The 12,261-nt window shown below is 75.0% G+C and carries 6 protein-coding genes; all 6 read left to right on the top strand.

Annotation, left to right across the window (positions count from 1 at the left end; genetic code table 11):
- Positions 1-445: 445 nt before the first annotated feature.
- The gene (locus QMK28_RS29605; RefSeq protein ID WP_326442756.1) at positions 446-1,816 is read left to right on the top strand and encodes an MFS transporter; all 1,371 of its coding nucleotides are present in this window, start codon (positions 446-448) and stop codon (positions 1,814-1,816) included.
- A gap of 207 nt (positions 1,817-2,023) precedes the next feature.
- The gene (locus QMK28_RS29600) at positions 2,024-3,412 is read left to right on the top strand and encodes a non-ribosomal peptide synthetase (RefSeq protein ID WP_326442755.1); all 1,389 of its coding nucleotides are present in this window, start codon (positions 2,024-2,026) and stop codon (positions 3,410-3,412) included.
- Between the two features lie 229 nt (positions 3,413-3,641).
- Positions 3,642-6,809: a non-ribosomal peptide synthetase gene (locus QMK28_RS29595; RefSeq protein WP_326442754.1), complete on the top strand. Its 3,168-nt coding sequence runs from the start codon at positions 3,642-3,644 to the stop codon at positions 6,807-6,809.
- A complete protein-coding gene (locus QMK28_RS29590; RefSeq protein WP_326442753.1) occupies positions 6,806-8,812 on the top strand; it encodes a non-ribosomal peptide synthetase in 2,007 nt (668 codons plus the stop codon). The genes QMK28_RS29595 and QMK28_RS29590 overlap by 4 nt, the downstream gene beginning before the upstream one ends.
- A 1-nt stretch (position 8,813) precedes the next feature.
- Entirely contained in the window at positions 8,814-11,234 is a 2,421-nt protein-coding gene (locus QMK28_RS29585; protein WP_326442751.1) for a non-ribosomal peptide synthetase, read from the top strand.
- A partial coding sequence (locus QMK28_RS29580) for a condensation domain-containing protein (RefSeq protein WP_326442750.1) occupies positions 11,218-12,261 on the top strand: 1,044 nt, incomplete at its 3' end. The genes QMK28_RS29585 and QMK28_RS29580, both read left to right, overlap by 17 nt.

Below are 12,261 nucleotides of genomic sequence, written 5' to 3'. Positions count from 1 at the left end.
ACGTCCGGGGCGGCCGAGCGCGCTGTCGCCGAGGAGCCGTCGCACCACCCGTTGGGGGCGGCGGCTCCTCGGCTCGAAGGGGGCGGCGCGAGCGCGCCACAAGAGCGCCGCCGACGATCCCGCCATCAGACCTGCCGCACTTCTCCGCTGGATCTACACACTTCGACGTGATCAGCCAGCCCCAAACCTCTCTTCCCTCTCCGAACACTCGATTTTCGGACATTCGTTCTTGGTCCGGACCGGGCGTCCCTCCGGCGGGCCGGCTCCCCAGTGGGCAGCCGAGCCGCCCGTGTGCCGCCACCTGCACCCGTTCCGGTTATTCATCCTGTCAGTGGTGCCGATTAGCTCAGATTTTGCGGCCGAGAGGCCACATGAGAGAAGAAACTGTCCGGAAACCCGCCCAACGTTTTGACGGACGACCGGTCCATCATCAAATGTCTGGCTCATGAGTCCCCCTCAACAGGCCGCGCACAGCGGTCTCGTGCCCAACCGCGACTTCCGGCTGCTGCTGTCCGGCGCCGCCGCCGGCCAGATCGGCGCGCAGGTGACCCTGGTCGCGCTGCCCCTGGTGGCCGTACTCGAACTCGACGCGCCGGCCTTCCAAGTCGCCCTGCTCACCGCGGCCGAGACCGCCGCGTTCCTCCTCGTCGGCCTGCCCGCCGGAGCCTGGCTCGACCGGATGCGCAAGCTGCCGGTGCTCATCCGCGCCGACGTCGTACGGGCCTTGGGGATGATCAGCATCCCGGCGGCAGCGGCGGCCGACATGCTGACGATGACTCAGCTCTACATCGTCGCCCTCCTCACCGGGGTCGCCACGGTCTTCTTCGACGTCGCGCACCAGAGCTACCTGCCCGCACTGCTGCCCAAGGACCAACTGGTCTCGGGGAACGGCGCTCTGGAAACGGTGCGCTCATCGGCTCAGGTCGTGGGCCCCGGTCTGGGCGGCGGTCTGGTCCAACTCATCGGCGCGCACCTGGCCATCGTGGCCGACGCGCTCGGCTACGCAGTCTCGGCGCTGTTCCTGCTCGCCATCCGGCACCGCGAGCCCGCGCCGCAGGCCGCCGGACCGGAGTCCTCGCTGCGCAAGGAGATCGGCGAGGGGCTCGGCTTCGTGCTGCGCCAGCCGCTGTTGCGGGTCATCGTCGCCACCACCGGACTCGGCAACTTCTTCGCCGCGCTGCTGATGGCTGTGCAGACCGTCTTCCTGGTGCGGGTGCTCGGCCTGTCGCCCGGCGCGATCGGCCTGATGCTCTCGGCGGCGGCCATCGGCGGTCTCGCCGGGGCGCTGTGCGCCGGCCGGCTCGCCCGTAGCCTCGGCCAGGCGCGGATCATCTGGCTGTCGTCCCTGGCCACCGGCCCGTTCGCGCTGCTGTGGCCGCTGGCGGGCAAGGGCGCGGCGGCCTTCTGGTTCGCACTGGGCTCGGCGGTCGTGTTCTTCGGCGCCGTGGTCTACAACGTCGCCCAGGTCAGCTTCCGCCAGACGCTCTGCCCGCCGCGCCTGCTGGGCCGGATGAACGCCACCACCCGCTTCCTGGTCTGGGGCACCATGCCGCTCGGCGCACTGGTGGGCGGGGCCGTCGCGAGCGCGGCCGGTCCGCGTGCGGCCGTGTGGGTGTGCGCGATCGGCTTCCTCGTCGTCCCGCTGCCGCTGCTGTTCTCGCCGCTGCGGCGGATGCGCGACCTGCCCGCCGCCGCGCCGGACTTCCCGCCGGATGCGCCCGACTCTCCGGCGGATCCGGCCGACTCCCCGTCGGACGTGGCCGGTTCCCCCGTGGACTCGGCCGAGGAGCCGGGGCAGCGGACCTCGGCACTCTGAGCGCCCCGCCCGGCTATCCGGCGGCCGGGCTGCTTGCCCCGGCTGGTCACCAGTCGCGGGCACGGCGCTGAACGCGGGCACGGCCATGGCCGGACCCGCCGGCAGGACCACCTTCACAAGCACCTTCACAAGCACCGTCACGACCACGGCTCACAGCCACAACCACGGCCACGTCCACAACCACGCGCCGCGACAAGAGAGGACGACGTGCAGCACAGCATCACGGGCCAGTACCTCGCCCGGTACCAACGGCTCGCCCGTGACCCCGGCGGGCCCCGAGAGCTCCTTCCGGTGACCGGCGCTCAGCGGCGGTTCCTGCTGGTCCGCGCACTCGACCCGCAGGGCAGGCCGGACATCGTGCCGCTGTTCTTCGCGTTCCCGCGCGGCACAGTGGACCTGGCCCGGATGCGCCGCGCCGCCGGCCACCTCGCCACCCTGCACCCCGCGCTGCGCGCCCGCCCGGAGGTCGTACGGGGCGCCCCCGTACACCGCCTCACCGAGGCCGACGTACCGGTGGAGCGCGTCGAGACTGCACCCGGCGAGGACAGCGCCGCAGCGCTGCGCCGTACCCTGCGCGGCTGGAGTGCGCAGGGCTCGCCGCTGCGGATCTACCTGGCTTCCGCGCCGGACGCGTCCGAGGAAGCCGCGTCGGGCGAGGGCGTCGGCGAGGAAGTGGCCGAGGAGATCCTCACCATCGCGCTGGACCACGCGGCGTGCGACGGACAGTCCCTGTCCCGCGTCACGGAGGAGTTGAGCGCCGCGTACTCGGCGGGCTCCGGCCCCGAGGACGTCGCGCCCGCACGGGCCGCCCAGGAAGTCGTCGCCTACCGCGAGGCCGTACTCCTCCAACTCGACGCGGAAGGGCGTGCGAGCGCCCCGGGCGACCTCGCCTACTGGGGCGAGCGGCTGCGCCCGGTCCGCGCTCAGGCACCGGAGGCCCGGGCCCCGGAGGCCGGCGCGCTGCCGACCGGCGGCGCCGAACTGCGGCTGCCCGCCGCTGAGGACGGCGCTCCGCCGGTGCCCTTCCCCGCGCTGCTCGACGCCTGCGCGAGCGCCGCCAGGGCGCTGTACGGGGAGGACCGCGTCTCGCCGCTCGGCTACCCGTGGGGCGGACGGCCCGCCGCCGCGCAGCCCGTCCTCGGCTGCTTCCTGAACACCGTCGTCTTCCCCGCCACCGCGGGGGCCGCGAACCGGACCGCCGCCGAGGCTGGTCCGGAGAGCCTGTACGAACTGTCGGCAGCCTGGTGGGACGACCTGGACCACGCGGACACCCCGTACGACGAGGTGGTGCACGCCGCCCGAGAGGCCGGCGCGCCGTGGTCAGGCCGCCTCGACGGGCTGCTGACCGTCGAAGACCTGCACCGCCGCCCGCTGCGCCTGGGCGGGGTCACCGGCCGTGAGGTCTACGTCAACGGCCGGCCGGTGCGCGCTCCGTTCGCGGTGTCCGTCTCGCAGGGGGACGGGCTGCTCGTACGGATGGTGTGGGACCGCGCGGTCCTCGACGACGACCGGGCGGCGGACGCCTTCGGCGAGCTGACCGGCGCGTTGAGCGGCCACCTGCGGCGGCTGGAGCCGTCGTCCGTCCCGCAGTTCTGAGCGCTCCCGCCTCACCAGTACTCCCACCCCACCACCGCTCTCCCCGACCCCGAAGGACGCCGCACTTCCGGGCGCCCGCACCTCGCACGCCCCCGACCGGCCGCGACAGGCACCCCCTGCCCGCGACCTCTCCTCGGGGCCGAAGCACCGCCGCACCACGCAACCCGTGGCGCGGCGGCGCACACCGGCCCAGGACCCGACGACACCCCTTCTATCCTTGGGATTGCCGATGTTCGCCCTCTCCTCCTCGCAGGAGATCGTCTGGCTGCACGAACAAGTGCAGCCAGGAAGCCGCGCCTACCAGTTCACCGCCTCGCTGGACCTGTGGGGCGTGCTCGACGAAGCGGCCCTGCAAGACGGCCTCGCCGCGGCCCTCGCCCGCCACCCGGGCCTGCGCCTCGAACTCGTCGCCTGCCCCGGCGCCGTCCCCGGGCAGCGGGTGGCCGCCGACTGCGCCCCGCGCTACCGCACCCTCGACCTGACGGGGGAGAGCGACCCCGAGGCCGCGTTCGCCGAGTTGCTGCGCACCGAGGCCGAGACGCCGCTCGACACCTACCAGGCGCCGCTGCTGCGCTGGACCCTGGCGCGGCTCGCGGACGACCACCACCGGCTGGTGCACGTCGAACACCACCTGGTGCACGACGGCCACTCGTTCGCGATCATCCTGAGCGACATCTTCACCGTCTACCGCGCCCGGGTGCGCGGCGAGCGGGTGGAGCTCCCCGCCGCGCCCTCGTACGAGGCGCACGCCCGCGCCACCACGGGCGAGGACCGCGCGGAGCGGCACGCCCGCAGCCTCGCGTACTGGGCGGACGAACTGGACGCGGCCCCCTTCGACCTGCCGCTGCCGGGCCTCGGCCGTCCCGGCACCCGGCGGCGGCACCACGGCGGCCAACTGCGCCAGACCGTCGGCGCCGACCTCGCCGAGCGGCTGCGCGCGCACGCCAGGACCCAGGGGTACACGCCGTTCAGTGTCCTGCTCGGCCTCTTCGCCGAGCTGCTGCGCCGGCACAGCGGCCGCTCCGAGATGGTCGTCGGCACCGCCGTCGGCAACCGGCCGCGGGGCTTCGAGGAGACCGTCGGGATGTTCGTCAACACCATCCCGCTCCGGCTGCGGCTCGACCCCGAGGCCTCCGCCGCGGAGGCGATGGACGAGACCACGGACACCCTGATCCGCGCGCTGCCGCACCAGGACGTACCGGTGCAGGAGCTGACCCGCGCGCTCGACCTGCACACCTCGGGCGCCGACAACCCGCTGTTCAACGTCATGTTCAGCGCCCATGACGCGGCGCTGCCCGAGATCGAGGTCCCCGGCCTGGAGGTGTCCCTCTTCGAGGGCTTCAACACCGGGACCACCCGCTTCGACCTCGACCTCGTCCTGCTGCCCGACGACCGGCGCGGCGTCGGTCCCCGGCACGGCGCCGCCGGGATGACGCTGGTGTGGGACTACGACGCCGACCTGTTCGACGCGGACATAGCGGAGCTGCTCGCCGGGCGCTTCCTGGACCTGCTGCGCGACTACCTCGACGCGCCCGAAACCCCGCTGGCCTCGCTCGCCCCGGACGCCGGCCTCACCCCGGCGCTCCCCGCGCCCTCCGCGCGGCCCGAGCGACTGCTCGACCCGGCCGCCCGCATCGACCCCGCGCTGCCTGCCCTGCTCATCGGCGCACGGCAGGTGACCTACGGCGACCTCGACGCCCAGGTGACGGACCTGGCCGCCCGGCTGCGTGCCGCGGGCGTCACCGCCGGGCAGCCCGTCGCGGCCGTGCTGCCGCGCGGCGCCGACTCCGTCGCCGCCCTCCTCGCCTGTCTGCGCACCGGCGCGGTCTACTGCCCGCTGTCCCCGAACGACCCCGCCGCGCGCCTGGAACTGCTGCTGGAACGACTCGGCCCGGCGCTCGTGCTGACCACCTCGGACGCGGCGGCCTCGCTGCCCGTGCACGGCTCCCCGGTCGCGGTCCTCGACGGCACGGACTTCCCCGCCGCCCGGCCGGCGCCGACCGTCGGCGCGGCCGCGTACGTCATCCACACCTCCGGTTCGACCGGGGTTCCCAAGCCCGTCGCGGTCGGCCGGGACGCGCTGGCGCACCACATGACGGAGGCGGCCGGACGGTTCGGCCTCACCCCGGGCGACCGGGTGCTGCTCTTCGCCCAGCCCTCGTTCGACGTGTCGCTCGAAGAAGTGCTGCCCTCGCTGCACGCCGGAGCCTGCCTCGTCGTACCGGAGAACGAGGTGCCGACCGGATCGGAACTCGTCGAGGTCCTGGCGCGGTCCCGCGTCACCGTCGCCAACCTGCCCACCAGCTACTTCCTCGCCACCCGCGAAGAGCTGCGCGCCGCGCTGCGCGACGGCCGCTGGGCTCCGCGCCTGATCGTGCTCGGCGGCGAGCGCATCCCCGCCGACGCGCTGCGCGGACTGCTGGACGAGACCGCCGCCATCGTCCTCAACGTGTACGGCGTCACCGAAGCCGCGATCAGCTCCACCGTCCACGAGATCACCCGCGAGGACCTGGCGGAGGGCGCGGAGGTCCCGCTCGGCACCGAACTGCCCGGCGAGCACGTGCACATCCTGGACACCGGCCTGCGCCCGCTGCCCGCGGGCGGCGTCGGCGAACTCGCCATCAGCGGCCCCGGCCTCGCCGAGGGCTACCTCGGCAACGAAGAGGCGACCGCCGCCCGCTTCGTGACGCTCGATCACCTCGGCGGCGTACGCGCCTACCTCACCGGCGACCTCGGCTACCGCGACCTGGCCGGACGGCTGCGCTTCCTCGGCCGCCGCGACAACCAGGTCAAACTGCGGGGCTTCCGCATCGAACTGGAGGAGATCGAAGCCGGTGCCTCCGCCGTGCTCGGCGGCCGGTCCTGCGCCGTCGTCCTGGACCGCGACGCCCCCGGCGGCCCCCGCCTGGTCGGCTTCCTGGAGTCCGCCGACGAACCGGACCAGCGGATGCTGCACGCCGAGCTGACGCAGCGGCTGCCCGGCGCGCTGGTGCCCGGCCGCTGGGTGCGGCTGGACGCCATGCCGACGCTGCCCGGCGGCAAGCCGAACCGGGCCGCGCTGGCCCGTACGGCCGCCGCGCTGGCACCCGTCCAGCCGGCCGGGGACGGGCTCACGGACGGCGGCGACGCGCTCCGGGTGGAGTCGGACGACCCCGCCGTGACGCTGCTCGCCGAGGGCTGGCGCGCGGTGCTCGGACACAGCGCCTTCTCGGACACCTCGCACTTCTTCCGGATCGGCGGGCACTCGCTGCGCGCCGCCCAGCTCGCCGCCTGGCTGGAGCCCCGCTTCGGCGGCCGGCCTCCCCTGCGCGTGCTGTTCCAGAACCCGGTGCTGGCCGACCAGGCCCGTGCCCTGACCGCCGCCGGCATGACGGCCGCGCCCTCGGAGTCGATATGACCGACCTCGCCCCAGCACCCCTGACCCGGCCCGCGCCGACGAGCACACCGCCGCGGACGACTGCTCTGACGGAGGCCCCGCTGAGCATCGCCCACGGCGGCCCCGTCCCGCCGCCTCCGGCCGACGGCGAGAGCGTCCTGGACTGGTACGACAGCTGGGTGCGGCGCACGCCGGGCGCGGCAGCGGTACGGGACGGCGAACACCACTGGACGTACGCCGAGTTGGACACCACCGCGCGCGGCGTCATGGGAGCGCTCGGCGACCGGGTACGCCCCGGCGACATCGTCGGCGTGTGCTTGGACCGCTCGGCCGCACTGGTCGCCGTCGCGGTCGCGCTGGCCCGGCTCGGCGCGGTCTACCTCCCGCTCGGGCCGCGCCCGGGGGAGCGGCGGCTCGCCACGGTCACCGACAGCCTGCGCGTCACCTGCCTCATCGGCGACCCCGGCCTGCTGCCCGCCGCGCACCGCGCGGCCGAGCACCTGCCGCTCCCGGTCCCCGCCGACGGCGCGAACGCCGCCCCCCGTACCGTCGCCGCCTTCCTGCCCCCGGCCCCCGACGCCCGGCGGGCCCCCGACGGCGCCTTCTACGCGGTGCTCACCTCGGGCTCCACCGGCACCCCCAAGGCCGTCGCCGTCGCGCAGCACTCCCTCGGAGTCCTGCTGCGCTGGCACCAGGCCCGTACCGCGCTGGGCCCCGCCGACCGGCACAGCCTGCATGTGGGCGTCGCCTTCGACCCGCATCTGCTGGAACTGTGGGCCGCCCTGACCTGCGGCGCGTCCCTCGGGGTCGCTCCGGACGCGGTCCGCTGGGACTCCGGCGCGCTCACCGACTGGTGGCGGGAGGCCGGGATCACCGTGGGGGTGTCCTCCACGCCGATGGTCGAACCGCTGCTGGACCGGCCCTGGCCCAAGGGGCTCGCGCTGCGTCACCTCTGCGTCGGCGGCGACCGGCTGCGCCGCCGTCCCGGCGCCGATGTGACCGCGACCGTCCACAACGTCTACGGCCCGGCCGAGGCCACCGTGATCGCGACGGCGTACGCCATGAGCCCGACCGACGGCCGGCCCGACCGGACCACCCCGGCCGCCGACCAGGGCGAGGCCGGACCGCCGACGCTGCCCGCACCGGCCGACGACGCCCCGCCGATCGGCCGCCCGCTCGCGGGCAGCACGGTCTGCGTCACCGACGCGGACGGCGGCATCGTCGCCCGCGGCGAAGCAGGAGAGCTGTGGATCGGCGGCGCGTCGCTGGCCCTGGGCTACCTGGACGAGGAACTGACCGCGCGACGCTTCACCGCACCGCCCGAGGGGCTCGACGCGCCCGGCGTGGACCGGGTGTACCGGACCGGCGACCGGGTGCTGATGCGCGCCGACGGGGAACTGGAGTTCCTCGGCCGGCTCGACGACCAGATCAAGGTCAGCGGCGTCCGCATCGAACCCGCCGAGGTCGAGGCCGCGTTCGAGCACGACCCGCGCGTGCGCCGCGCGGTGGTCGCCGCCCGGCGCACCCCGCAGGGCGCCGTCCAGCTCGCCGCCTTCGTGCTGGCCGCCCCGGACGCGCCGCCCACCGTGGCCGAACTGCTGGACGGCGTACGGGGCTGGCTCCCCGAGCAGGCCGTGCCCGCCGTCGTGCGGATGGTCACCGGCTACCCGCTCGACACCAACGGCAAGGTGGACCGCGCCGCGCTGCTGGCCACCCTGGAACAGCCCGCGCCCGATGAACGGGCCGAGGGCGTCGCCGCCGTCGAGGACGACGAGGCGGCCGGCGCGAGCGAGCGACTGGTCCTGCGGCTCTGCCGGGACCTGCTGGCCGGCCCCGGGATCGGTCTGGACGACCGCTTCGCGGACGTCGGCGGCAACTCCCTCGCCGCCGCCCGGCTGCTGAGCGCCGTCCAGGACGCCTGCGGCGTCCGGCTGCGCGCGCCCGAGGTGCTGCGCCAGCCTGACCTGCGCAGTGTGGCCGCGCTGCTGGACCGCCGCCTCGCCGCAGCCGGAACGGCGGCCTGACATGCCCTCAAGCACTGTCGACTCCTTGTCCCCCGAATCCGCTCCCCGCTCCGCGCCGCTCCACCGGACGACCGACTCCGGTACGACCGACTCCGGTACGACCGACTCCGGTACGACCGACTCCGGTACGACCGACGCCGGTATGGCAGCCACCGCGGCGGCCAAAGCCACGGCCGCCACAGCTCCCGGCAGCGCCTCGGGCCCCCTCCGGCCGGCAGCCGCCCACCTCGCTGTCACCCACCTCGCGGTCACCCAGCCCGCCGCCGAGCCCCGCGCCACGGACTACGCGTCCACGGACTACGCGCCCACGGCGGCTCACCGAGTCGCCGCGGACACCCGCGCCGCCACCGATCCCAGGAGACAGGAACCCGTGCCCACCGTCCCCCAGTCCGCCGACCCGGCCGCGCACTCCGGCGGCCTGTCCGCCAGGGTGGCCCGCCACGCGCAGAGCCACCCGACGGCGCTCGCCGTCTCCGACGACGACACCACGCTGACGTACGCCCAACTGCACTCAGCAGCAGGCAGGTTGGCTGCCCGGCTCCATGAGAGCGGTGTGCGCGCGGGGGACACGGTCGGCCTGCTCGCGGCGCGCTCCGCTCGCACCGTCGTCACCCAGCTCGCCGTGTGGCGGGTGGGTGCGACCTGCGTACCGCTCGACGCCGCGCACCCGAGGCCGCGCACCGCCGCGATGCTGGAGGACGCCGCCGTCACCCTGACCCTCGGCGACAAGGCGCTCCTGGAAGCCGCGGGCATCGCGGCCGAACGGTTCCTCGTCCTCAGCGCGGACAGCGGGGTCAGCGGCGACCAGGGCGACAGCCTGGACCGGGGCGACGACACGCACGTGCCGCAGCCGGCCGCCTACGACCCGCACGGCACGGCCTTCGTGATGTTCACCTCGGGCTCGACCGGCCGGCCCAAGGGCGTGGCCCTGACCCACCGCGCGATCGCGGACCTGGTCACCGACCCGGACTACGTCACCGTCACCCCCCGCGACCGGGTGCTCTTCCACTCCTCGACCTCGTTCGACGCCTCCACCTTCGAGGTCTGGGTCGCGCTCGCCAACGGCGCGGCCGTGGTCGTCTCCGCCGCCGAGCGGCCCTCGCTGGAAGAGCTCGCCCGCGACGTGGAACGGCACGGCGCGACCCTCGCGTTCTTCACCACCGCACTGTTCCACCAACTCGCCGCCCGCCGCTCGCGCCTGTTCGGCGTGCTGCGCACCGTCGTCGTCGGCGGCGAGGCGATGGCCGCGCAGCCCGCCGCCACCGTGCTGGACGCCTTCCCGTGGCTCGAACTGGTCAACGGCTACGGCCCGACCGAGACCACGACATTCGCCACCGCCCACCGGGTGAGCGCCGAGGACTGCGCGTCCGCGCTGCCGCCCATCGGCCGCCCGATCGCGGGCACCACCGCCCACGTCCTCGACGAGCGGCGCGAACCCGTCGTGACCGGCGAGCGCGGCGAGCTGTGGATCGGCGGGCCGCGGCTCGCCCGCGGCTACGTCGGACAGCCCGCGATGACGGCGGAGCGCTTCGTCGAACACCCCGCGCACGGCCGCCTCTACCGCACCGGGGACGTCGTCTCGTCCCGGCCGGACGGAACGCTGGACTTCCACGCGCGAGCCGACGACCAGGTGAAGGTGCGGGGCTTCCGCATCGAACCCGGCGAGATCGAGCATGTCCTGCGCGGCTGGCCCGAGGTGGACGACGCCGCCGTGGCGGTGCGCCGCCCGACGCCCGAGGACACCCGGCTGGCCGCGTTCATCGTGCCCGCGCCGGGCCCGGCCCCCAAGGCCGAGGCGCTGCGCGCCCGGCTGGCCGAGCGGCTGCCCGCGCACCTGGTACCGGACGAGTGGACGGTCGTGGAGCGGCTGCCGATGACCGCGTCGGGCAAGGTCGACCGCCTCGCGCTGACCGCCCCGACCGGGGGCACCGGCCCGGTGGGCGCCGCGCCCGTCGAGCTGCCTCCGATCGAGCGTGTCGTCGCGGACATCTGGACCCGCTCGCTGGGCCACGAGGTCTCCCGGGCCGACGTCGACTTCTTCGCGCTCGGCGGGCACTCGCTGCTGGCCCTGGCCGTGGTGGACGACCTGCGCGAGGACCTCGGCGTGGAGCTGTCCTTGACCGACTTCTTCGCCGCCCCGACCGTGGCCGGGCACGCCGCGCTGATCGAACGCGCCCTGCTCGACGCGCACGGAGACCTCGATCTCGCGGACGTCGAGTTCGCGGACGGCGATTCTGTGGACGCCGAGTTCGCGGATCTCGAATCGGCGGCCCTCGTGTCCGTCGGCCCCGCCTCCGCAGCTGCCGAATCCGCGGGCCCTGGGCCCGGCGACTCTTTCGCCGGCGCCCCCGCTCCCCGTACCTCCGCCTACAACGCGCCCTGTAACGCGCCCTTTGAGGACACCGATGGCCACCGGATCTGACCCCCGCCCCACGGCCGCCTCGCGGCAGGAAGCGCTGCTGCGGCTCGCCCGTTCCCGCAAGGGCGCCGGCGCGGCGGCCGTCCGCCCGCCGGTTCCGGTTCCGGCCGGCCCCGCGCCCCTGTCGTACGCGCAGCGCCGGATGTGGCTGATGGACAGTCTCGGCCGGCGCGGCGCCCAGTACAGCGTGCCGTTCGCCACCCGCGTCCGCGGCCCGCTCGACACGGCGGCCCTCGGCACGGCCCTGACCGAACTCGTCCGCCGTCACGAGGTGCTGCGCACCCGCTACCGGCAGCACGAGGGGGAGTCCGGCCGGCCCTACCAGGACGTAGCCCCGCCCGCCCCGGTGCCCGTACCCGTGGTGGACACCGCGGACGACGGCATGGACCTGCTGCTCACCGAGGCGCGCCGCCCGTTCGACCTCGCGGACGGTCCGGTGCTGCGCGCCCTGCTCCTCAGGCACGGGCCGCTGGACCACACCGTACTATTGACGTTCCATCACATCGCTATCGACGGCGGCTCGTTGGAGACGGTGGCGAGCGAACTCGGCACCCTCTACGCGAGCGCCCGCGACGGCCGCCCCGCCGCCCTCGCCGCGCCCCCGCAATACGCCGACTTCGCCCGCGCCGAGGCGGCCGACGCCGACCGGTTCACCGACGGGCTGCGCTACTGGACCGAGCGGCTCACCGGAGCACGGCCGCTCGCCCTGCCCCGGCCCCCGGCCGGCGTCGCGCGCGAGCGGCTCGGCGTCATCCACACCGCCCCGCTCACGCCCGAGACACTGGAAGGGCTGCGCCGGACCGGACAGCTGCACCGCTCCACCCTGTTCACCGTCGTCCTCGCCGCCGCGTTCGCCGCGCTGCACCGGGCCACCGGAGAGACAGACCTGGTCATCGGCTGTGCGAGCAGCCACCGCGAGGGCGCCGCGATGCGCGGCCTCGTCGGGCTCTGCGTCAACACCCTGCCGCTGCGCGTGGACGCCTCCGGCGACCCCGGCTTCGACACCTTCCTCGGCCGGGTGCGCGAAGCC

Origin of the sequence: Streptomyces sp. H27-D2 (genome assembly GCF_035828615.1) — a bacterium.
Taxonomy (GTDB): domain Bacteria; phylum Actinomycetota; class Actinomycetes; order Streptomycetales; family Streptomycetaceae; genus Streptomyces.
The sequence above is the reverse complement of the archived record's forward strand: the minus strand, read 5'-3'. Positions and strand labels throughout refer to the sequence as shown.

Coding starts and splice junctions, on each gene's coding strand:
- QMK28_RS29605 (WP_326442756.1), top strand. CDS start 446: ATGAGTCCCCCTCAACAGGCCGCGCACAGCGGTCTCGTGCCCAACCGC.
- QMK28_RS29595 (WP_326442754.1), top strand. CDS start 3,642: ATGTTCGCCCTCTCCTCCTCGCAGGAGATCGTCTGGCTGCACGAACAA.
- QMK28_RS29590 (WP_326442753.1), top strand. CDS start 6,806: ATGACCGACCTCGCCCCAGCACCCCTGACCCGGCCCGCGCCGACGAGC.
- QMK28_RS29585 (WP_326442751.1), top strand. CDS start 8,814: ATGCCCTCAAGCACTGTCGACTCCTTGTCCCCCGAATCCGCTCCCCGC.